The organism is Streptomyces sp. NPDC054813 (assembly GCF_053611365.1).
The window spans coordinates 20131-41629 of the sequence record NZ_JBSHAF010000012.1 but is presented as its reverse complement, the minus strand read 5'-3'; the positions used below and the strand labels follow the sequence as shown (position 1 = coordinate 41629).

General features: G+C 71.1%; 22 protein-coding genes, 1 tRNA gene and 1 pseudogene. 7 read left to right on the top strand and 17 right to left on the bottom strand.

The window, feature by feature from the left end:
- The first annotated feature begins 7 nt into the window (after positions 1–7).
- The 4 genes and pseudogenes from ACWGJB_RS24595 (at position 8) to ACWGJB_RS24580 (ending at position 6203) form a co-directional block, all read left to right on the top strand.
- The gene (locus ACWGJB_RS24595) at positions 8–1498 is read left to right on the top strand and encodes a glycosyltransferase (RefSeq protein WP_453382269.1); all 1491 of its coding nucleotides are present in this window, start codon (positions 8–10) and stop codon (positions 1496–1498) included.
- Complete coding sequence (locus ACWGJB_RS24590) at positions 1495–3792, top strand: glycosyltransferase family 39 protein (RefSeq protein ID WP_453382268.1); 2298 nt, start codon at positions 1495–1497, stop codon at positions 3790–3792. Before ACWGJB_RS24595 ends, ACWGJB_RS24590 begins: the two co-directional genes overlap by 4 nt.
- Positions 3793–3899: 107 nt before the next feature.
- Positions 3900–5314: pseudogene (locus tag ACWGJB_RS24585) on the top strand (MFS transporter).
- 154 nt (positions 5315–5468) lie between these two features.
- Positions 5469–6203: a TetR/AcrR family transcriptional regulator gene (locus tag ACWGJB_RS24580; protein WP_453382454.1), complete on the top strand. Its 735-nt coding sequence runs from the start codon at positions 5469–5471 to the stop codon at positions 6201–6203.
- Between the two features lie 69 nt (positions 6204–6272).
- On the opposite strand, the gene ACWGJB_RS24575 is transcribed toward ACWGJB_RS24580, so the two are convergent.
- The 4 genes from ACWGJB_RS24575 to ACWGJB_RS24560 form a co-directional block, all read right to left on the bottom strand.
- The gene (locus ACWGJB_RS24575; RefSeq protein ID WP_453382267.1) at positions 6273–6746 is read right to left on the bottom strand and encodes a PPOX class F420-dependent oxidoreductase; all 474 of its coding nucleotides are present in this window, start codon (positions 6744–6746) and stop codon (positions 6273–6275) included.
- Positions 6747–6804: 58 nt separating this feature from the next.
- Positions 6805–7626, bottom strand: coding sequence for a YceI family protein (locus ACWGJB_RS24570; RefSeq protein ID WP_453382266.1), 822 nt, complete (start codon positions 7624–7626; stop codon positions 6805–6807).
- Positions 7627–7737: 111 nt separating this feature from the next.
- Positions 7738–10275, bottom strand: coding sequence for an MFS transporter (locus tag ACWGJB_RS24565; RefSeq protein ID WP_453382265.1), 2538 nt, complete (start codon positions 10273–10275; stop codon positions 7738–7740).
- 20 nt (positions 10276–10295) lie between these two features.
- Positions 10296–10868, bottom strand: coding sequence for a MarR family winged helix-turn-helix transcriptional regulator (locus tag ACWGJB_RS24560; protein ID WP_453382264.1), 573 nt, complete (start codon positions 10866–10868; stop codon positions 10296–10298).
- Positions 10869–11062: 194 nt separating this feature from the next.
- Here ACWGJB_RS24560 and ACWGJB_RS24555 point away from each other — a divergent pair, with 194 nt between their 5' ends.
- Positions 11063–11266, top strand: coding sequence for a hypothetical protein (locus ACWGJB_RS24555; protein WP_453382263.1), 204 nt, complete (start codon positions 11063–11065; stop codon positions 11264–11266).
- A 116-nt stretch (positions 11267–11382) separates the two neighbouring features.
- On the opposite strand, the gene ACWGJB_RS24550 is transcribed toward ACWGJB_RS24555, so the two are convergent.
- The 9 genes from ACWGJB_RS24550 to ACWGJB_RS24510 all read right to left on the bottom strand — a co-directional run bounded on the left by ACWGJB_RS24550 (position 11383) and on the right by ACWGJB_RS24510 (position 17100).
- Positions 11383–12111, bottom strand: a complete 729-nt coding sequence (locus ACWGJB_RS24550; RefSeq protein ID WP_453382262.1) for a hypothetical protein — start codon at positions 12109–12111, stop codon at positions 11383–11385.
- 50 nt (positions 12112–12161) lie between these two features.
- Positions 12162–13076, bottom strand: a complete 915-nt coding sequence (locus tag ACWGJB_RS24545) for an RNA polymerase sigma factor SigF (RefSeq protein WP_453382261.1) — start codon at positions 13074–13076, stop codon at positions 12162–12164.
- 442 nt (positions 13077–13518) lie between these two features.
- A complete protein-coding gene (locus tag ACWGJB_RS24540) occupies positions 13519–14406 on the bottom strand; it encodes an RNA polymerase sigma factor SigF (RefSeq protein ID WP_453382260.1) in 888 nt (295 codons plus the stop codon).
- A gap of 234 nt (positions 14407–14640) precedes the next feature.
- The gene (locus tag ACWGJB_RS24535) at positions 14641–14934 is read right to left on the bottom strand and encodes a Dabb family protein (RefSeq protein ID WP_453382259.1); all 294 of its coding nucleotides are present in this window, start codon (positions 14932–14934) and stop codon (positions 14641–14643) included.
- 22 nt (positions 14935–14956) lie between these two features.
- Positions 14957–15133 (bottom strand): hypothetical protein, encoded by a 177-nt coding sequence (locus ACWGJB_RS24530; RefSeq protein ID WP_360481094.1) that lies wholly within the window; start codon positions 15131–15133, stop codon positions 14957–14959.
- A gap of 218 nt (positions 15134–15351) precedes the next feature.
- A tRNA-Ser gene (locus ACWGJB_RS24525) sits at positions 15352–15436 on the bottom strand.
- Between the two features lie 77 nt (positions 15437–15513).
- On the bottom strand, positions 15514–15945 hold the full coding sequence (gene tadA / locus ACWGJB_RS24520; RefSeq protein WP_453382258.1) for a tRNA adenosine(34) deaminase TadA: 432 nt from the start codon (positions 15943–15945) through the stop codon (positions 15514–15516).
- 56 nt (positions 15946–16001) lie between these two features.
- Positions 16002–16541: a tRNA adenosine deaminase-associated protein gene (locus tag ACWGJB_RS24515; protein WP_450760626.1), complete on the bottom strand. Its 540-nt coding sequence runs from the start codon at positions 16539–16541 to the stop codon at positions 16002–16004.
- Positions 16542–16902: 361 nt separating this feature from the next.
- The gene (locus ACWGJB_RS24510; protein ID WP_360481335.1) at positions 16903–17100 is read right to left on the bottom strand and encodes a hypothetical protein; all 198 of its coding nucleotides are present in this window, start codon (positions 17098–17100) and stop codon (positions 16903–16905) included.
- A gap of 116 nt (positions 17101–17216) precedes the next feature.
- Between ACWGJB_RS24510 and upp the strand changes: the two genes are divergently transcribed.
- On the top strand, positions 17217–17852 hold the full coding sequence (gene upp, locus ACWGJB_RS24505) for a uracil phosphoribosyltransferase (protein ID WP_360481103.1): 636 nt from the start codon (positions 17217–17219) through the stop codon (positions 17850–17852).
- 163 nt (positions 17853–18015) lie between these two features.
- Here the strand turns inward: upp and ACWGJB_RS24500 are convergent, their stop codons facing one another.
- Both ACWGJB_RS24500 and ACWGJB_RS24495 read right to left on the bottom strand, forming a co-directional pair.
- Entirely contained in the window at positions 18016–18663 is a 648-nt protein-coding gene (locus tag ACWGJB_RS24500) for a LytR C-terminal domain-containing protein (RefSeq protein ID WP_453382257.1), read from the bottom strand.
- Positions 18664–18807: 144 nt separating this feature from the next.
- Entirely contained in the window at positions 18808–19104 is a 297-nt protein-coding gene (locus tag ACWGJB_RS24495) for a type II toxin-antitoxin system VapB family antitoxin (RefSeq protein ID WP_003955420.1), read from the bottom strand.
- A 112-nt stretch (positions 19105–19216) separates the two neighbouring features.
- On the opposite strand from ACWGJB_RS24495, the gene ACWGJB_RS24490 reads away from it, so the two are divergent.
- Positions 19217–20779, top strand: coding sequence for a helicase HerA-like domain-containing protein (locus tag ACWGJB_RS24490; RefSeq protein ID WP_453382256.1), 1563 nt, complete (start codon positions 19217–19219; stop codon positions 20777–20779).
- Between the two features lie 123 nt (positions 20780–20902).
- Here the strand turns inward: ACWGJB_RS24490 and ACWGJB_RS24485 are convergent, their stop codons facing one another.
- Both ACWGJB_RS24485 and ACWGJB_RS24480 read right to left on the bottom strand, forming a co-directional pair.
- Positions 20903–21031, bottom strand: coding sequence for a hypothetical protein (locus tag ACWGJB_RS24485; protein WP_453382255.1), 129 nt, complete (start codon positions 21029–21031; stop codon positions 20903–20905).
- Positions 21032–21089: 58 nt separating this feature from the next.
- A complete protein-coding gene (locus ACWGJB_RS24480) occupies positions 21090–21371 on the bottom strand; it encodes a hypothetical protein (RefSeq protein WP_453382254.1) in 282 nt (93 codons plus the stop codon).
- Positions 21372–21499: the final 128 nt, after the last annotated feature.

The window sequence follows — 21499 nt, the reverse complement described above, 5'->3', positions numbered from 1 at the left end:
CGTTCCCATGCGAACCGACTCTTCTCCCGGCACCCTGCCGGCGCGGGAGCACCTCCCGGCCGGAGACGCCGGTACGCCTGTCCTGGACGTAGTGATCCCCGTCTACAACGAGGAGAAGGACCTCGGCCCATGCGTCGTCAGACTGCATGACCACCTCAAGCGCACCTTCCCGTACGCGTTCCGCATCACCATCGCGGACAACGCGTCCACGGACACCACCCCCCAGGTGGCGAAGCGGCTCGAGGCGGAGCTGGCCGAGGTCAAGTCGTTCCGGCTGGAGCAGAAGGGCCGCGGCCGTGCGCTGCGGACCGTCTGGTCGGCCTCGGACGCGCCGATCCTCGCGTACATGGACGTGGACCTGTCGACCGACCTGAACGCGCTGCTGCCGCTGGTGGCGCCGCTCATCTCCGGCCACTCCGACCTGGCGATCGGTTCCCGGCTGGCCCGCTCGTCGCGCGTGGTGCGCGGCGCCAAGCGGGAGTTCATCAGCCGCTCGTACAACCTGATCCTGCGCGGCTCGCTGCAGGCCCGCTTCTCGGACGCGCAGTGCGGCTTCAAGGCGATCCGGCGCGATGTCGCGCAGGTGCTGCTGCCGATGGTCGAGGACACCGGCTGGTTCTTCGACACCGAGATGCTGGTGATCGCCGAGCGTGCGGGCCTGCGCATCCACGAGGTGCCGGTGGACTGGGTCGACGACCCGAACTCGACCGTGCACATCGTGAAGACGGCCACCGACGACCTCAAGGGCGTGTGGCGGGTCGGCAAGGCGCTGGCCACCGGGTCGCTGCCGCTGGACCGGGTCGCCCGCCCGTTCGGCGACGACCCGCGCGACCGCGACATCCAGGACGTGCCGAAGGGCCTGGCCCGCCAACTCGTCGGCTTCTGCGTGGTCGGCGCCCTGTCGACCCTCTTCTACCTGGTCCTGTACAGCCTCTTCCGGCAGTTCTCCGGCTCGCAGATCGCCAACGCGCTGGCGCTGCTGGTGTCGGCCGTGGCCAACACGGCCGCCAACCGGCGCCTGACCTTCGGGGTGCGCGGCCGGGGCGGGGCGGTCCGGCACCAGGCGCAGGGCCTGGTCGTCTTCGGTATCGGCCTGGCGCTGACCAGCGGTTCGCTCGCCGCCCTGAACGCGGCGAGCAGCGACCCCGCGCACTCCACCGAGCTGGCGGTGCTGGTCGCCGCCAACCTCGCCGCGACCGTCCTGCGCTTCCTGCTCTTCCGCGCCTGGGTCTTCCCGGACCGCGACGGCAGCCGGCAGGACTCCTCCACGGTGGTGGCCACGCACAACCCGTCGTCGCCGACGTACACCACGGCCTCCGGCGGACACCAGCCGCAGGGCCCGCTCCCGCAGCGCCCGACGCACCAGCCCTACGCCCAGGGCGCCACCACGACCACCCGACTCCGCGCCGGCGAAGCCGCGGACGGCACCTGGAGGGACGCCACCATGCAGTTGCAGCCGGTGCGCCCCCATGACACCGATCCGGGGGATCCCCGATGAGCAGCACCCACACCGACCGTCCGGCCCAGTGGGGTCCGGCCTCCGAGGCTCCCCCGGCGCCCCGGCAGGCGCCGAACGGCCAGGATGTCCAGGACGTCCCGGCCACGCCGGTGCCGCAGGCGGGCTCGGGCGAGCCCAAGCAGCCCTTCGCCCGCAGACTCTGGCGCGGCCGCCCCGAGGACCCCCGCTGGGCGCGCCCGGCCTTCCTCGGCCTGCTGCTCGTCACCGCGGTGCTCTACTTCTACAACCTGAGCGTCAACGGCTACTCCAACTCCTTCTACTCGGCCGCCGTCCAGGCGGGCACCAAGAGCTGGAAGGCGATGTTCTTCGGCTCGCTGGACGCGGGCAACGCGATCACCGTCGACAAGCCCTCGGCGTTCCTGTGGCCGATGGAGATCGCGGCCCGGATCTTCGGCCTGAACTCCTGGACGATCCTCGGCCCCGAGGTCCTCATGGGCGTCGGCACGGTCGCGGTCGTCCACGCCTCCGTGCGCCGCCGGTTCAGCCCCGCGGCCGGCCTGATCGCGGGCGCCGTGCTGGCGCTCACCCCCGTCGCGGCGCTGATGTTCCGGTTCAACAACCCGGACGCGATGCTGGCCCTGCTGATGGCGCTGGCCTGCTACTTCGTCGTCCGGGCCGTCGAGGACGGCAAGACGAAGTGGCTGGTGTGGGCGGGCGTGGCGATCGGCTTCGCCTTCCTCGCCAAGACCCTGCAGGCCTTCCTGATCCTGCCGGCGCTGGCCTTCGTGTACGCGGCCGTCGGCCCGCACACGCTGAAGAAGCGGATCGGCCAGCTGGCCCTGGCGACCGGCGCGCTGATCGTCTCGGCGGGCTGGTGGGTGGCGATCGTCGAGCTGTGGCCGGCCTCCTCCCGCCCCTACATCGGCGGTTCGCAGGACAACAGCTTCCTGTCGCTGACCTTCGGCTACAACGGCCTCGGCCGTCTCAGCGGCGACGAGACCGGCAGCGTCGGCGGCGGTGGCGGCGGCACCGGCTCCGGGCAGTGGGGTGCCACCGGCTGGGACCGGATGTTCAACTCGGAGATCGGCAGCCAGATCTCCTGGCTGCTCCCGGCCGCGCTGATCCTGCTGGTCGCGGGCCTGGTGGCGACGCGCAAGCTGAAGCGGACCTCGGTGACCCGGGCCTCGTTCCTGGTCTGGGGCGGCTCGCTGCTGATCACCATGGTGGTCTTCAGCTACATGGCCGGCATCTTCCACCAGTACTACACGATCGCCCTCGCCCCCTACATCGCCGCGGTGGTCGGCATGGGCGCGGGGCTGCTGTGGGAGAAGCGCGCCGAGCTGTGGGCGTCGATCACCCTCGCCGCCGCCGTGGTCTCGGCCGCGGTCTGGGGCTACGTCCTTCTCAACCGCACCTCCACGTACCTGCCCTGGCTGAAGTGGCTGGTCCTGATCGGCGGTCTGGCCGCCGCGCTCGGCCTGATCTTCGCGGGCCGGATCAGCCGTCAACTCGCCCTCGGGGCGGCCGCGGTGGGCCTGGTGGCCGCGCTGGCGGGCCCGACGGCCTACACCCTCAGCACGGTGGACTCCGCGCACACCGGCTCCATCCCGACGGCGGGCCCGGCGGGCGCGAGCATGATGGGCTTCGGCGGCGGTCCCGGCGGGGGCGGCGGCCGGGGCGGCATGGGCGGAGGCGGTGGCTTCGGCCAGAACCAGCAGGGCCAGAACGGCAACGGCAACACCCAGAACCAGCAGGGCCAGAACGGCACGGGCGGCTTCCCGGGTGGCGGCACCGGCGGCACCGGCGGCTTCGGCGGTGGCACCGGCGGCGGCATGCCGGGCCAGAACCAGCAGGGTCAGGGCCAGAACGGGAACGGAAGCACGCAGAACGGCAACGGCTTCCCCGGCGGCGGTCAGCTGGGCGAAGGCGGCGGCATGGGCGGCGGCGGTGGCGTCGGCGGCCTGCTGAACGGCGCGACCGTCACCTCCGAGGCCAAGAAGCTGCTGGAGCAGGACGCCTCGAAGTACACCTGGGCCGCGGCGGCCATCGGTGCCCAGAACGCGGCGAGCTACCAGCTGGCCACCGACGACTCGGTGATGGCGATCGGCGGCTTCAACGGCACCGACCCGTCCCCGACGCTGGCCCAGTTCAAGGAATACGTGGCGGACGGCAGGATCCACTACTTCATCTCGTCCGGCACCGGCGGCGGCATGGGCGGCAGCAGCAGCGGCACGTCCTCGCAGATCACCTCGTGGGTGGAGAAGAACTTCAAGAAGGTGACGGTCGGTTCGTCCACCTTCTACGACCTGACGCAGAAGGCGAGCAGCAGCTGACGGTTGCCTGATCGGCGAGAGGGCGGTGGTTTCGGCCACCGCCCTCTCGCGTGCGCCGGGGAAAACTGCGTTCTACACCGTATGGGAATCCCCTTACGGTGTAGAACATGACTTCTCAGGGCCACCCCCAGCGCTGGCTGATCCTCGGTGTGATCTGCCTCGCGCAGCTCACCGTGCTGCTCGACAACACCGTTCTGAACGTGGCCATCCCCTCCCTCACCCGGGAGCTGCACGCGGCCACCGCGGACATCCAGTGGATGATCAACGCGTACTCGCTCGTCCAGTCCGGCCTGCTGCTCACCGCCGGCAGCGCGGCCGACCTCCCCCACTGCCCGAAGGGCGTGGGGGGACCCCCATCGGCCGCAAGAAGATGCTGATCACGGGACTCGTCCTGTTCGGCGCGGGTTCGCTGGCCGCGGGCCTGGCCGGCTCCACCGCCCAGCTGATCGCCGCGCGGGCCGGGATGGGCGTGGGCGGCGCCCTGCTGCTCACCACCACCCTCGCCGTGGTGATGCAGATCTTCACCCCCGACGAACACCCCAAGGCCATCGGCATCTGGAGCGCGGTCAACGCGCTGGGCTTCGCCGCCGGGCCGCTGATCGGCGGGTTCGTGCTCAACCACTTCTGGTGGGGCGCGATCTTCCTGATCAACCTGCCGGTCGCGGCGCTGGCCCTGGCGGCGGTGGTCGTCCTGGTCCCCGAGTCGAAAAACCCGCAAGGCGACCGCCCCGACCTGCTCGGCGCGCTGCTCTCCACCATCGGCATGGCCGCACTGGTCTTCGCGATCATCTCCGGCCCGGAGCACGGCTGGACGTCGGCGCGGGTGCTGGTCACGGGGGGCGTGGCGGTGATGGTCCTGGCCGTGTTCGCGTACTGGGAGAACCGGATCCCGTACCCCATGCTCGACCCCCACTTCTTCCGGGACCGCCGCTTCACGGGTGCCGTCGCCGGTGCGGTGCTCATCACCTTCGGCATGGGCGGCGCGCTCTTCCTGCTCACCCAGCACCTGCAGTTCGTCCTCGGCTACGGCCCGTTGGAGGCCGGCCTGCGCACGGCACCGCTCGCGCTCACGGTCGTCGCCCTCAACTTCAGCGGCCTGTCGGCCAGGTGGGCTGCCAAGCTGGGTACGCCGGTGGCGATAGCCCTGGGGATGCTGCTGATGTCGCTCGGGCTGGTGTCCATCGCCGTACTGGACTCGAGCGGGTACGGCGGCACGTTGCTCGGTCTGCTGCTGATCGGAGCGGGGTGCGCGATCGCCAACCCGGCCATGGCGCACGCCATCATGAGCGCGATTCCTCCGGAGAAGGCCGGGGTGGGGGCCGGGATCAACGGCACGCTGGCGGAGTTCGGGAACGGGTTGGGGGTGGCCGTGCTGGGAGCGGTTCTGAGCGCGTCGGTGGCGTCGGGGAAGTCGCTGTCGGCGGGGCTGGGGGCCGGGCAGTCGGTGGGGGCGGTCGCTGTGGTGGTCGGGGGGTTCGTGGCGGCGGGACTTCTTCGTCGGGCGGAGAGGAATGTCGCCTGAGGGGGAGGGGGTACATGTCCAGCGGCGGGTGCAGGTGGTTTGTGGCTGGTCGCGCCCACGCGGCGGAGCCGCATATCGGACTCGGTCCCGCGCCCCTTCCAGGGGCGTTGCGGCCGTAGCATCTTGGGAAGTGATCGTCGAGGAGGAGGCCGTGATGGCGCGGGCCAGTGTGTGGCTGGAGGAGAAGGCCCGCAAGGGCGGCCGTAGCGGTCAGCCGTCCGGGCTCGACCGTGAGCGCATCACCTCGGTCAGCGTCCGGCTCCTGGACTCCGACGGGCTCGACAAGTTCTCCATGCGGCGGCTCGCGGCCGAGCTCAACGTGACCGCCATGTCCGTGTACTGGTACGTCGACACCAAGGACGACCTGCTGGAACTCGCCCTCGACGCGGCCTTCGGTGAACTGCGCCTGCCGGAGGCGGCCGACGGCGACTGGCAGGAGCAACTGCGGGCACTGGCCACGGAGTACCGCGCGCTGCTGGTCCGTCACCCCTGGCTCTCCCCGCTGGCCGGCCGGTACCTCAACATCGGCCCCCACTCACTGGCCTTCTCCCGCGTGGTCCAGCAGGTCGTCCGCCGCGCCGGCCTGCCCGCACACGGGGTGACCGGCGCGATCTCGGCCGTCTTCCAGTTCGTCTACGGCTACGGCACGATCGAGGGCCACTTCGCCGAGCGGGTGGCAGCGGCCGGCATGACCCCGGACGAGTACTTCAGCACCGCGATGACCGCGGTGACCGAGGCCCCGGCGACGGCCCGGATCATCGAGGAGTCCAAGGACCTCATGGCTGCGAGGGGCGGCGACACGGTGGCCGAGATGCTGGACAGGGACTTCACCTTCGCCCTGGATCTGCTGATCGCCGGCATTGAGGCGAAGGTGATTCGACCCACCTGAGGGGCGCGAGGAACTGCGCGACCAGCCACAATCCACCCGCACCCGCCGACCGACCCGCACCCCCACCCCTTAGGCCTCCGGCGAAGCCAAACGCGCCGGGAACCCGCCCGTGGCCACCGGCCCCCACTTCTCCGGCGTCACCCGGATGATCGACTTCCCCTGCTTCAGCATCGCCGCCCGGTACTCGTCCCAGTCCGGGTGTTCCCCGGCGATGTTCCGGTAGTACTCCACCAGCGGCTCCACCGACTCCGGCGAGTCGATCACCTCCGCGCTGCCGTCGATCTGGACCCACGGCCCGTTCCAGTCGTCGCTCAGGACGATCACGCTCACCCGCTCGTCCCGCTTGGCGTTCCGGGTCTTGGCCCGCTCGGGGTACGTGGAGGCCACGATCCGTCCGGAGTCGTCGACCCCGCAGGTCAGCGGCGACCCCTGGGGGCTGCCGTCGGCGCGGCGCGTGAGCAGGATCGCGCGGTGGCGGGATCGTACGAAGTCCAGCAGTTCGTCGAGGGAGACGGCGGTGTTCGTCGCGATGTTCGGTGCCATGGCGTCAGCCTAGGCCGACGGGACCCGCCCCGCCTGCCTCTGCCTGTCCCTGCTGTGCCTACGCCTGCGGCAGGGATTCGCCCTGCACCGCCTGGATCTCCAGCTCGACCTTGAGGGTCGTGCCGATGGCCGCGATGCCCGCCTGGACGACCTGGTTGTAGTTCATCGCGAAGTCCTCGCGGTGCAGCTCGGCCGTCGCGCGGAACGCGGCCCGCGTGCCGCCCCAGGGGTCGGCGCCGGTGCCCAGGTAGGCGAGGTGGAGGTCGACGGGTCGTACGACACCGCGCATGGACAGCTCGCCGTGGACCGTCCAGCGGTCGGAGCCGGCCGCCGTGAGGCCCGTCGAGGTGTACGTCAGCTCGGGGTACCGCTCGACGTCCAGGAAGTCGGCCGAGCGCAGATGTGTGTCGCGCATGCCGTTGCCGGTGTCGATGGAGGCGGCCCGGATGACGGCCTGGACGCGGGACTTGGCGACGTCGTCGGGGGCGATCTCGATGGCCGCCGTGAAGTCGGTGAAGCGGCCGCGGACGCTGGAGATGCCCAGGTGCTGGGCGACCGCGGCGACCGTGGAGTGCGCCGGGTCGGCGGTCCACGGGCCGGGCGGCGGCAGCTCGGTGCCGCCCTGCCGGGCGAGCGTGATCTTGCCGATCTCGGCACGGCCGCTGGCGGTGACGATCGCGCTGGAGGCGACGGGCGCGTAGCCCACGGCGGTGACGATGACGGTGTACGCCCCGGGCGCGAGCGGGTTCGGGTCCCGTACCGTGCCCTCGTCGTCCGCTTCGACGCGCAGCACCTGCGTGCCGGTCATGTCGGTCACCGTGACGACCGCGTGCGACACGGCCCATCCGTCCCGGGTGCGGATCCTGGCGGTGAGTCCCATCCCGAATTCTCCCTGAAAACCGATCTAGAGGCGTGAAAACCCCTATAAATTGCACAGATTGCGACGGCCCGGGGCAGCCGATGCACCATCGCTGCCCCGGGCCGCGGTGAACTACTCGCCGGGGTGGGAGAGTTCGATGTCGTGCCCGTCGACACCGGCGCCGGTGACGTTCAGGGCCGTGGCGACCGGCGGGTAGCCCGTCGCGATCACGGTGTAGTCACCGCCGTCCAGGTCGGCGAAGGCGTACGCGCCGTCCAGGCCGGTGGTGGACGTGCCGACCACGTTGCCGGCCGCGTCCACAAGGGTGACGCGGGCGTCGGCCAGCGGCCCGTGCGGGGCCCTTACGACACCCTGGAGCTGGGCGCCGGCGTCCAGGTCGACCTCGATCCGGGTGACCCCGGTGGTGCCGATCTGGACCGGCAGGGCGCGGGGGCGGTACCCGGCCGCGTTCACCGCGACCGTCACCACACCGGGCACCAGGTCACCGAAGACGAACTGGCCCTGCTCACCGGTGGCCGCGGTGGCCAGCAGGTCGCCGCGCACGTCGGTGACGATCACCATCGCGTCCTTGACCGGCAGCGCGCTGCCCGCGCCCCGCACCACACCGCTCAGCCCGCTGGTGCCGCTGAGCAGGATGTCGTACGGCAGCGGGTCCTCGCCCACCAGGACGGTGGAGGCCTGCGGCTGGTAGCCGTCGGCGGAGGCGATCAGCACGTACGAACCGGCGCCGGGGGCGTCCAGGCGGTAGGAGCCGTCGAAGCCCGCGACCGAGCGGCCCAGCTGGCGGCCGGAGAGCGAGATGAGGGTGACCGCGGCCTGGGCGACCGGGGCGCTCTCGGCGCCGCGCACGAAGCCGTGCACCGGGGTGGAGCCGGAGCCCGCCGACTGCTCGGGGGCGAGGGTGGCCACGGCGGCGAACTGCCGGGTGGCTTCCGCGGCGGCGTCCGTGGTGCCGCTCACGACCGGGGCGGCCCAGCTGGGGACCGTCTCCTCGGCGGGAGCCGGGACGGCAGCGGCGGCGACCGGAGCGGCCTCGATGCCCTGCTCCGCGGCGGCGGCCTGGGCGAGCGCGCCCTTGGTCCTCAACGGGACCTCCTTGATGAACAGGCTGATCAGGAACGCGAGGGCCGCGAGGCCGCCGGCGATCAGGAAGACGTCGGCGATGCCGTGGCCGTAGGCGCTCTGGAAGAGGGTGCGCAGCGGGACCGGCAGCTTGCCCAGGTCCGGGAGGCTGTCGTTGGACGAGCTGGAACCGGCCAGGGCGGCCTGGTACTTGTGCGGGAGGGCGGCGGCGCCCTCGGTCACGTAGTGCGTGATCCGGTGGGCCATCACCGCGCCCAGCGCGGAGACGCCGACCGCACCACCGAGGGAACGGAAGAAGGTGACCGTGGAGCTGGCCGACCCGAGGTCGGAGGGCTCGACCTGGTTCTGCGTGCACAGCACCAGGTTCTGCATCATCATGCCGATGCCGAGACCCAGCAGCGCCATGAAGATGGCCATCTTCCAGTACGTCGTGTCGTACCGGATGGTCCCGAGCAGGCCGAGGCCGGCCGTCACGAGCACGCCACCGCTGACCAGCCAGACCTTCCAGCGGCCGGTGCGGGTGATGAACTGCCCGGAGACGGTGGAGGAGATGAACAGACCGCCGATCATCGGGATCGTCATCACGCCGGACATCGTCGGGGACTTGTCGCGGGCCAGCTGGAAGTACTGGCTGAAGAAGACCGTGCCGGTGAACATCGCGACACCGACGAACAGGGAGGCCAGCGAGGCCAGGGTGATGGTGCGGTTGCGGAACAGCCGCAGCGGGATGATCGGTTCCTTGGCCTTCGACTCGATGAGCACGAAGATCAGGCCGAGCGCGATCGAACCGCCGATCATGGCGTACGTCTGCCAGGAGATCCAGTCGTACTTGTCACCGGCGAAGGTGACCCAGACCAGCAGCAGCGAGACGGCGGCGGCGACGAAGAACGCGCCGGACCAGTCGACCTTGACGTCTCGCTTCACGACCGGCAGGTGCAGGGTCTTCTGCAGCACGATCAGCGCGACGACGGCGAAGGGGACGCCGACGTAGAAGCACCAGCGCCAGCCCAGCCACGAGGTGTCGGTGATGACACCGCCGAGCAGCGGGCCGCCGACGGTGGCGACGGCGAAGGTCGCGCCGAGGTAGCCGGAGTAACGGCCGCGCTCACGCGGCGAGATCATCGCGGCCATGACGATCTGGGCGAGTGCCGACAGACCGCCGACACCGACGCCCTGGACGACACGGCAGGCGATCAGCATGCCGGCGTTCTGCGACAGACCGGCGGCCGCGGAACCCAGGACGTAGATGACCAGGGCGATCTGGACGAGCGCCTTCTTGCTGTACAGGTCGGACAGCTTGCCCCACAGCGGGGTGGTCGCGGTCATGGCCAGCAGGGAGGCGGTGACGACCCAGGTGTAGGCGGACTGGCCGCCGCCCAGGTCGGTGATGATGTGCGGCAGGGCGTTGGTGACGATCGTGGAGGACAGAATCGCCACGAACATGCCGAGCAGCAGCCCGGATATCGCTTCCATGATCTGCCGGTGCGTCATCGGGGCAGCCTGCTCGACGGAGCCTCCCCCGTGCCTTGCATGGGCCCGCACACCGGCTGGTGTGGTCGTTGCCATGGGCTTCCTTTTCTTACGTCTTACGCGGGTGTACGGGTGGTCGGTTCGAGTACGGGGGCGATGGTGGGGGCGCGGGCGGCGGAGGCGACCGCGGCCGTGGCGGCGGCCTTCGGGGATCCCGGGACCGGCCCGGCCGGGCCCGTCGCGGTCGGCCGCACAGGGCCGGTCCGGCAGTCGAAGCTGTCCCGGAGCCGGCTCATCAGCCGGATCAGCTGGTCGACCTCCTCGTGGCTCCAGTCGCCCAGCCGCTCGGTGAGCAGCTCGGTGCTGCGCCGGGACAGGTCCCGTAGCGTCGCCTCGCCCGCGGGGGTGAGGTGCAGGATGCGGGAACGCTTGTCCGCCGGGTCGGGGGACCGCTCGATCCAGCCGCGCTCGGCGACATGCGCCACGTGCCGGCTGGTCACGGACATGTCCACGGCGAGCAGCTCGGCGAGCTTGCTCATGCGCATGGATCCGTAGCGGCCGAGCAGCGTCAGCACGGCCGCGGAACCGGCCGGGCATTCGTGCGGCAGGATCCGCGCGAGGTCCCGCTTCACAGCTCCGACGGCGCTGAGCTGACGCGCCAGCTCCTCGAACTGCGCCTGCTCCGCCATCACACCTCCCGTATTCGTTGCTTTGGGCAACCATAGAACTGCTTGGTTGCCACAGGCAAATAAACGGGCGGCGATGGGGATAAAAACTTGGCAAAGGCAAGTATTGCGAACGTAAACGCCCAGGTGAGGCTGGTTGCGCTTGCGGGCAGCCCCCCACTTGGGCCGGACCACCGGATTCGCTAGTGTCTCGGGGCATGGCTAACACCCAGGGCCCCCAGGGCAACTACGACCCCGCCGGCAGCACCCAGATGTTCCGGGCGTTCGTCGACGAGGCTCCGCAGACCTCCCAGCAGACGGCGTCCCCCTCCTCCTCCGGCGGCCCCCGCATCGGCCTGATCCTCGGCGTCGTCGCCGTCGTGGTCGTGGTCGCGGCGGTGGCCTGGCTGGCACTCAAGTAGTCACCCGCCGCTCGCTCGGCCCCTCGGGCGATACGAGGGTCGGGGCGGCGGCCCGACGAAGAACCCGGGGTCCACTACCCCGGGCTTTCGTCGTGCCCGCACGGACGCGCCGCGGCTCAGCTCCAGTCGACCGTCACGACCCGGGTCTCGACATGCATGCCCAGGGGCACGCGCCAGTCGTCCACGCAGACCGTCCAGGTCCCGCTGGTACGGGAACCGGGCGCGACCGGGGCCGGCAGGGGCTCCGTCGATTCGATCGTCGCCCAGTCGATGCCGAGCAGGTCGATGATGTGCGTGCCGAGGGTGACCGTGCCGGAACGGACCGCCGTGCCGCCCGAGTTGCGGAACGCGACCGTCACCTTCTCGCACCACCGCTTGTCCGTGGGCTCGCGGGTGGGGGTGCTCCAGGCGAGGGCGGCGGGCGAGGCGCCGGTGGGGGTGGTGCCGGTGGGAGAAGTGGCAGTCGGCTGTGGCGAGTTCGGCGCCGGCGGAGTGGACCGTCGGGGCCGGGTGTCGTCGCGCCGGGAGCCAGCGGGTGGCGGCGTCGTGGCCGAGGTCACCGGGTCGGCCGACCCGGCCGCTGCCGCCGGCCGGCCGTCCTCCGCCGAGGGTGAGCCGTTGGTCGCCCCCGCCGGGGAGCCGTCCAGCGGGACCAGCGTCACCGATCCGGTAGGTCTCGACGACGCCCCCGACGTCCCCGGTGAGGTGCCGGCCGCCCCCACCGCCGTATAGCCGCCGCTGCCACCGCCTCCGCACGCCGTGAGTGCCGAGGCCAGGCAGACGGCGGCCGCCGACGCTGCCGTGACGGCGCCTCGGCGGCCACTCGGTGTCCTACGGAGAAGCATCGCGCCAGTGTGGCTGACGCCCCGTCAGTAAGGAACCCGTCGGAACCGGTTCAGTCCGCGATCAGGCCCTCGCGGAGCTGGGCCAGGGTGCGGGTCAGCAGGCGGGAGACGTGCATCTGGGAGATGCCGACCTCGTCGCCGATCTGGGACTGGGTCATGTTCGCGAAGAAGCGGAGCATGATGATCCGGCGCTCGCGGGGCGGGAGCTTGGCCAGCAGCGGCTTCAGCGACTCGCGGTACTCGACGCCCTCCAGGGCCGTGTCCTCGTAGCCGAGGCGGTCGGCCAGCGAGCCCTCGCCGCCGTCGTCCTCGGGGGCCGGGGAGTCGAGGGAGGAGGCGGTGTAGGCGTTGCCCACGGCCAGGCCGTCGACCACGTCCTCCTCGGACACGCCCAGCACGGCGGCCAGTTCGGTGACCGTCGGGGAGCGGTCCAGCTTCTGGGAGAGCTCGTCGCTGGCCTTGGTGAGGGCCAGGCGCAGCTCCTGGAGGCGGCGCGGGACGCGGACCGACCAGGAGGTGTCGCGGAAGAACCGCTTGATCTCGCCGACGACCGTCGGCATCGCGAACGTCGGGAACTCCACGCCCCGTTCGCAGTCGAAGCGGTCGATCGCCTTGATCAGGCCGATGGTGCCGACCTGGACGATGTCCTCCATCGGCTCGTTGCGGCTGCGGAAGCGGGCCGCCGCGTAGCGCACGAGGGGGAGGTTGAGTTCGATCAGGGTGTCCCGGACATAGGCACGCTCGGGGCTGTCCTCATCGAGTGCGGCGAGGCGCAGGAACAGGGAGCGGGACAGGGTGCGGGTGTCGAGGTTTCCCGAGGCCACCGGGAGATCCGGGGTCGGAGGGGTCTCCAGCGCCGGGGCGCCGTCGATGCTGTCGAGCACGTCGATGGCGTCGAGCTCCTTGGGCGCTGCCTCGCTCTTAGTGAGCGTAAGCACCTTCGAGCTGCCCTGGTCTGCGGACATGCCACCCCCTTTGGGTCGCGGGACGGTCGCGGCGACGCCCCTCACGAGGAACGGCGCCTTCACCTGAATACCGGAGCCGAAGCCCCGGCAAACGCGCTTCCGGCAGAATGTCACATGTCGGCAACACGCTGTAGTGACATGTCGACACGGGGAAGGTGAATCCGCCCTGGATGCAGGGGGTCTGACGGTATTTCGACCCCCAACTGTCGGGAAGTGCGCTGGTGAGCGATTCGCTCGTGACGGTGATGGCTCGATCCTGCTTGCGGTTTCGGCCGCACCAAGTCGCCTGAAGCGTGTCTCGGACCGGTAACGGGTCCTGCTGCGGGCGCTGCGCCGGTGCGTGCGGCGGGCCGTGCGACGGCGCACGCGCCGTCGCGTGCGGAGGGTCTCGGGGTGGGGCTCGGGGTGGGCCTCGGGGCGGGAGCCGCGGCGGTGGGTGCGGTCAGGCCTCGATGCGGTTCGCCGAGCGCAGTCGCTGGAAGCTGCGGGCCAGGAGGCGGGAGACGTGCATCTGGGAGACGCCCAGCTCCGCGCTGATCTGCGACTGGGTGAGGTTGCTGTAGTAGCGCAGCAGGAGGATGCGCTGTTCGCGCTCCGGGAGTTGGACCAGCAGATGACGGACCAGGTCGCGGTGTTCCACGCCGTCCAGGGCCGGGTCCTCGTAGCCGATGCGGTCCAGCAGGCCCGGCAGCCCGTCGCCCTCCTGGGCGGCCTCCAGGGAGGTCGCGTGGTACGACCGGCCGGCCTCGATGCAGGACAGCACCTCCTCCTCGCTGATCCGCAGCCGTTCGGCGATCTCGGCGGTGGAGGGGGAGCGTCCGAAGGCGGTGGTCAGGTCCTCGGTCGCGCTGTTCACCTGGACCCACAGCTCGTGCAGCCGGCGCGGGACGTGCACGGTGCGGACGTTGTCCCGGAAGTAGCGCTTGATCTCGCCGACGACGGTCGGCATGGCGAAGGTCGGGAACTGCACGCCCCGTTCCGGGTCGAAGCGGTCGATGGCGTTGATCAGCCCGATGGTGCCGACCTGGACGACGTCCTCCATCGGCTCGTTGCGGGAGCGGAAGCGGGCGGCCGCGTAGCGCACGAGCGGGAGGTTCGCCTCGATGAGCGCCGCGCGCACCCGGTTGTGCTCCGGCGTGCCCGGCTTGAGGTCCTTCAGCTGCCCGAAGAGCACCTGGGTCAGCGCCCGGGTGTCGGCGCCCCGCCGTTTCTCCGGGGGCGGCGCGGGCGCCTGGGCGGGGGGCTGGGCGGGTCCTTGGTCGGGGGGCTGGGCAGTGGGGGGAGCGGGGGCGGGCGCCTCTTCCTGGGGCGGCGCAGAACTGGCCGACACGGTCAACGCCACCTCTTCATCGGTCAATCATCCGTCAAAAGCGGTCATAGCATCACAAGACATGTGCACCATGCGCAAGCACCGCATAACGTCGTGTTGAGAGTGAAAGTCGGCAAGTTGGGGCATAAGACGCAGAAAGGCCCCCCGCTGTTCCCGGCGGAGGGCCTGTCCCCAGAAGGTCCCGCACGGTCTGCGGAAGGCCTCGTACGGCCCTCCGGGGGGCCGCCGTACGGCTCAGAACTCGTAGTCGGCGATCACCCACGTGGCGAACTCCCGCCACTGTGCCGCGGCCGCCTGGTGGGCCGGGTGCTCCAGGTACCGCTTCAGCGCGTCCCCGTCCTCGACCGCCGAGTTGATCGCGAAGTCGTGGGCGATGGGGCGCTCGGTGATGTTCCAGCCGCACTCCCAGAAGCGCAGCTCCTCGATCTGGTCGCCGAGTGCGGAGAAGGCCGCGGCGCCCGCGACGGCCCGCGGATCGTCGCGCCCGACGCCCTCGTCGAGCTTGAAGAGGACCAGGTGGCGGATCATGGTTGCTCCCGGGGGTGGTGCGCTATTTGGCTCCGTTGACGAGCCAGGTCATGAACGTCCCGATGGCCTTGGCCGCGTCCGAAATGCCCTCGAAGCCTATCTGGACGTAATCAGCCGCTTTGGCTGGGTCTGTAATGATCACGTAGAGCGCGAAGACCACGAGCACGTACGTGGCGATCTTCTTGGCATTCACCGCCACCGCGGCCTCCCCTGTGCCTGCCTCTGCCGGCGTGTCTGCGTAGCCTGTGGACCCTGCTGCCGGCCGCGAGTGTAACCTTCGCGCCCCCCTCGGGGACCAACGGCCCGCTGGTCGAGGCCCGTTGCCGGGTCCCGGGGCGCGAACGGGGGCGCGCGACGGAGATGTGCGCGGCCATGGACGCAGAAAGGGCCCCGTCTTTCGACGGGGCCCTTTTTCAGCGGTAGCGGAGGGATTTGAACCCTCGGTGACTTGCGCCACACTCGCTTTCGAGGCGAGCTCCTTCGGCCGCTCGGACACGCTACCGAGAGAGACCTTACAGCACGGGGGGCCGTGCTCCGAAATCGCTATTCGGGGGCCCGGGACCGGCGCTGGAGCGGGCCTCAGCGGGCCCGGAAGAACTCTGTGAGCAGCGTGGCGGATTCCTCGGCCAGGACGCCCTCGACGACCTCGGGACGGTGGTTCAGGCGCCGGTCGCGTACGACGTCCCAGAGCGAGCCGGCGGCACCGGCCTTCTCGTCGCGGGCGCCGTAGACGACCCGGTCCACGCGGGACTGGACCAGGGCGCCCGCGCACATGGTGCACGGCTCCAGCGTGACCACGAGGGTGCAGCCGGTGAGCCGCCACTCCCCGAGCGCCGCGGCGGCCCGGCGCAGCGCGAGGACCTCGGCGTGCGCGGTGGGGTCGCCGGTGGCCTCGCGTTCGTTGTGACCGGTCGCGAGCACCGTCGTGCCGTCCGGGGACAGCACGACGGCGCCGACGGGGACATCCCCGCCCCGGACGGCCCGGCCGGCCTCGTCCAGGGCGAGCCGCATCGCGGCCCGCCAGCGGTCGCGTACCGGGTCGGCGGACCCGGCTGCCTCGTGGAAGGTCAGCGGACGGTCTCCAGGACCTCGGCGGCGCCCAGCACCTCGGCGATCTCGCTGAGCGCGTCGTCGCTGAGTGACAGCAGTTCCTTCGCGCTCACGCCCAGGTCGTCGAGGATCCCGCTGTCACCGACCGGGCCGGACGGTACGGCGGACGTGTCCGTGCCCGTATCCGTGTCCTCGTCGTCCTCGGCCTCCGGCTCACCGTCCTCGGTGCCGTCGAGGTCGAGGGCGTCCAGGTCGTCGTCTTCGTCCTTGGGCTCCCTTCCGAGCAGTTCGTCCGTGAGCAGGAGCTCGCCGTACGAGCTACGGGCGGCGGCGGCTGCGTTGGAGACGAAGACCCGGGGGTCCTCCTCGCCGTCCACGCGCACGACGCCGAACCACGCGTCTTCCTGCTCGATGAAGACGAGCACCGTGTCGTCGGCGTCCGACGCCGATTCCCGGGCCAGGTCGGCCAGGTCCGACAAGGTCTCCACATCGTCGAGCTCTGTGTCGCTCGCTTCCCACCCGTCTTCGGTGCGCGCGAGCAGTGCGGCGAAGTACACCGTGACTCTCCCACTGGTCTTAGGCGTGCCGGTTGGGGGTCCCCCCGGCGGAGGTTCTGGGCGGGGAGAGCTGGGCTCCGAGTCCCACCCACTCGGAATCGTGGCAGAAACAAGGCGTTCAGGGGACGTCTTCGGCTCCCTGTGTCTGGCAGTTTTGATCGCACGTATGCAAAGAGGCATCCAGGTGCCCGCGTACGGAATCACCAGCGCACTCGTTGCCGCCACCTGCGGATCGTACGCGGGTTTTCCCGCAGCCCACGCACGGCCTTCCCCATGACGGACCGCAACGCGCCACAAGGAGTGGATCTTTGCCGGAGGATCGGCTTCACGACCCTTACCGTTCTTATGGTTCTACCGACTCTTACCAGCGGAACGTCCGCATACGCATGGCGTGTCGCAGCCGGGCGGTCTTGACGCGGCGGGGCTGGACCCGGTCGCGCAGCGCCCTGGCCTCGGCGAGATCGCGCAGGAACCGGGCCCGGCGGCGGCGCCGCTCGGCCTCGGTCTCGCCCTCCGGCGCGCCGTACGCGCGGTCGGGCGGTTCAGGCAGCTCAGGCAGATCAGACACGGTTACACCACCCCAGGTCCGGTCATTCCCACTTTCCCCCGGACGGGGGGTTTGATGCCAGCGGGGACCCGCGCGAGGTGTACGCGGACGCGGTTACTGTTATGGGCATGCGTCTCCACGTCGTCGACCACCCTCTGGTCGCCCACAAGCTCACCACCCTGCGCGACCAGCGCACCGACTCCGCGACGTTCCGGCGGCTCGCCGACGAACTGGTCACCCTGCTCGCCTACGAGGCGACGCGGGACGTGCGGACCGAGGCCGTCGACGTCCAGACCCCGGTCTCGCCCACGACCGGTGTCAAGCTCGCCCGTCCGCGCCCGCTGGTGGTGCCGATCCTGCGGGCCGGGCTCGGCATGCTGGACGGCATGGTCCGGCTGCTGCCGACCGCCGAGGTGGGCTTCCTGGGCATGATCCGCAACGAGGAGACGCTCCAGGCGTCCACTTACGCCTCGCGGATGCCGGAGGACCTCTCCGGGCGCCAGGTGTACGTCCTGGACCCGATGCTGGCCACGGGCGGCACGCTGGTCGCGGCGATCCGTGAGCTCATCAGGAGGGGCGCGGACGACGTGACGGCGGTGGTCCTGCTGGCCGCGCCGGAGGGCGTCGAGGTCATGGAGCGGGAGCTGGCGGGGACGCCGGTCACGGTCGTCACGGCGGCTGTCGACGACCACCTCAACGAACACGGCTACATCGTCCCGGGCCTGGGCGACGCGGGCGACCGCCTGTACGGGGCGGCCGAGTAGGGGCCGTCCGTCTCGGCGCCGCAGGGGTGCGGGTGCGCCGGCGGCCGCGGGACCGTCGTGCCCGGTCGCGCGCACGCGGCGGAGCCGCACATCGACACGGCCCCGTGCCCCTCCGGTCCGGCTGTCCCCGGCGGCGTTCAGCCGTGACGGAGGTCTGCGGGCCTCAGCAGGTCTTCTTCGATGCCTTCGGCTCGGGGTGCGAGAGGGCCGTGATGGCCTTCGCCGCCGTCGCCTGGGGGGTGAGGGTCTTGAAGGCGTTGCCCAGGATCAGGTCCACGGCGGCGCCCTTGCGGCCCGCCTCCGTGCGCTGGTCCGGAGCCGTGAGCTGCGTGGCCAGCACCGGCAGGGACGTGTGCAGGGCCGAGGCCGGTCCGAGCAGTATCGCCGTGCCCTTGACCTTCGCGTCGAACTTCGCCGGCGCGTTGCCGACGTCGCCGATCTTGAAGCCGCGCTTCTTTAGTTCGTCCGCGGTGTCCTTGGCCAGGCCCGTACGGGTCGTGGCGTTGTAGACGTTCACCGTGATCTGGGCCGGCTTCGGCAGCGCCGCCGCCGACGCACCGGCCGCCGGACCCGGGCTCGCCGCGGCCTGCTTCACGCACGCCGTGCCACCGGCTGCCGCCGCCTCTTTGTCGCCGCCCGTGAAGACGTCGATGAGCTGCAGGGTGCCCCAGCCGACGAGGCCGAGCGCGGTGACGGAGGCGACCATGGAGAGGACGAGCCGGGCACGCCGCCGGCGCGGGCGCATGCGAGGGAATTTGTCCCCAGTGATCCGGTACTGGCCGCCCATGCCGGGGGGAGTCAGCATGCTCATGAGCGCAGCGTAGTGCGCCACGGGTGCATTGACTAATAGATGATCATCCGACGTCGCACGGTCCAACCCGAAAGGGGCAACCGGCGTGAAAACGGCGGGTGGCGAGCGGGTGTCGGCCGAGCCGGTCGAATCGGCCGAGCCGGGTCAGCCCAGTTCGAGCACGCGTGCGTGCAGCACCTGACGCTGCTGGAGGGCGGCGCGGACCGCACGGTGCAGCCCGTCCTCCAGGTACAGGTCGCCCTGCCACTTCACGACATGCGCGAAGAGGTCGCCGTAGAACGTCGAGTCCTCGGCGAGGAGGGTCTCCAGGTCGAGCTGCCCCTTGGTCGTCACGAGCTGATCGAGGCGGACCGGGCGCGGTGCGACGTCCGCCCACTGCCGGGTGCTCTCCCGGCCGTGGTCGGGGTACGGCCGGCCGTTTCCGATGCGCTTGAAGATCACACGGAAAGCCTACCGGTCCTGACGTTCCGGGCGCAGCCATGGCGACCGAGTGCGACGCTGGAAAAGACGCCGTAAAGGTCACCAAAAAGGCAAAAATGGAACAGGGGGTCGGATGATGAGTGCCGGTGAAGCCGCCGCGACCGGCGACCCGCCCTCGCCTCCACCCCCGGCCGCAGCCGCGATCGCCGCCGGGTACGCGTTCACCGGGCAGGCCCTGGACCTCGGCGCCCTCCTCTGGGACGGCCGGTGCCGTCCCGACGCCCCGATCCGCATCCCGCTCCCCATGCTCAACCGGCACGGCCTGGTCGCCGGCGCCACCGGCACCGGCAAGACCAAGACGCTCCAGCTGATCGCCGAGCAGCTCTCGGCGCAGGGCGTCCCGGTGTTCCTGGCGGACGTCAAGGGCGACCTGTCCGGCATCGCCCGTCCCGGGCAGCGCGACGAGAGGGTCCTGGAGCGGGCGGGTGAAGTGGGACAGGAGTGGACGGCGACCGGCTTCCCCGCCGAGTTCCTCGCACTCGGCGGCCTCGGCCACGGCGTCCCGGTCCGCGCCACGATCACCAGCTTCGGCCCGGTGCTGCTCTCGAAGGTGCTCCAGCTGAACCAGACCCAGGAACAGTCCCTCGGCCTGGTCTTCCACTACGCCGACACCAAGGGCCTGGAGCTGATCGACCTCAAGGACCTGCGCGCGGTGGTCGCCTTCCTCACCTCCGACGAGGGCCGGCCCGAGCTGAAGGACATCGGAGGGCTGTCGACGGCCACGGCCGGGGTGATCCTGCGTTCGCTGACCGCATTCGAGGCGCAGGGCATGGCGGACTTCTTCGGCGAGCCGGAGTTCGACACGGCCGACTTCCTCCGTACGGCACCGGACGGCCGGGGCATCGTCTCGGTCCTGGAACTCCCCGCCGTGCAGGACAAACCGCTCCTCTTCTCCACCTTCCTGATGTGGCTGCTGGCCGACCTCTTCCACGACCTTCCCGAGATCGGTGACGCCGACAAGCCGAAGCTGGTCTTCTTCTTCGACGAGGCGCACCTGCTGTTCAACGACGCCTCGAAGGCGTTCCTGGACTCGATCACCCAGACCGTGCGCCTGATTCGCTCGAAAGGGGTCGGCGTCTTCTTCGTCACGCAGACCCCGAAGGACGTACCGTCCGACGTTCTGGCCCAGCTCGGCAACCGCGTCCAGCACGCGCTCCGCGCCTTCACCCCCGAGGACCAGAAGGCGCTGCGGGCGACCGTGCAGACCTTCCCGAAGTCGTCGTACGACCTCGAGGAGCTGCTCACCGGCCTCGGCACCGGCGAGGCCGTGGTCACCGTGCTCAGCGAGAAGGGCGCCCCGACGCCGGTCGCGGCGACCCGGTTGCGGGCCCCGGAGTCCCTGATGGCCCCGGTCGACGCGGCGGAACTCGACGACGCGGTACGGGCGTCCGCCCTCCACGGACGTTATGCACAGGCTGTGGACCGGGAGTCGGCGTACGAGAAGCTGCGGCGTACCCCGGCCGCCGCGCCGAAGGCCGCGCCCCGTGACGAGAAACCCCGGCTCAAAGAGGAACCCTCGCTCGTCGAACAAGTGGTCGCCAGCGGGATGTTCAGGTCCCTCGCCCGTTCCGTGGGCACGCAACTCGGCCGCGAGATCACCCGGTCGCTCTTCGGTACGGCGCGCCGGCGTAGGTGAGCCGCGTGGCCCGGGCGGGCCAGGTGGGCCGGGTGAGCCGGGTGAGTCGGGTGGGCCGCGTGAGTCGGGCGGGCCAGGTGGGCCGGGCGCCCCGTGCGGGCCGCCCGGCTGCCGACCGACCGGTCAACCGCGTTTCTGCTCCTGAGGCAGCGGCCTCGGCGGCTCCACCAACTTCGCCTCGGGCTTCGGCGCGCTGCGGACGGCCTCCGCGCGCAGCAGGGCGCGCAGGACCGCGTACGGGTCTGAGGACATGGCTGTGTTCCTTGCGTAGTACTGACTGACCTGGGGGAGTGCGGGACCTGTCGGTCGGTCAGCAGCGCAGGACCACGGTGCGCAGCAGGGGCGTGGCGTACGGCGGACGCGATGCCGTCGCGCACGGGCGGTGGCGGTCCGCCGGGTCGGCGGGCGCCGCGTCGGGGAGCGGTGCGAGGCGGCGGGGTACGTCGGCGCGGTGCACGGCGCGTGCGGGGAGCCGCAGCGGGGTGTCGAGGACGTCGTACTCGGCGGTCTCCGCCGAGGCGGCCGGGGCGGTCGCGGCAAGGGCCTCGGCGGCCGTCGGGGCGCCGGGCAGCAGCAGGGCGAGCAGCAGCACGAGCGCCCGCCCCCCCGCGGGGGCCGGCGGGGGGGGCCCCGAGGGGGGACCCCGTCTCATTGCGGGCAACTACCCACCCCGCGGCCGGGGTTCAAACCCCCCCGCGCCCTACCCGCGCCCTCGGCGTA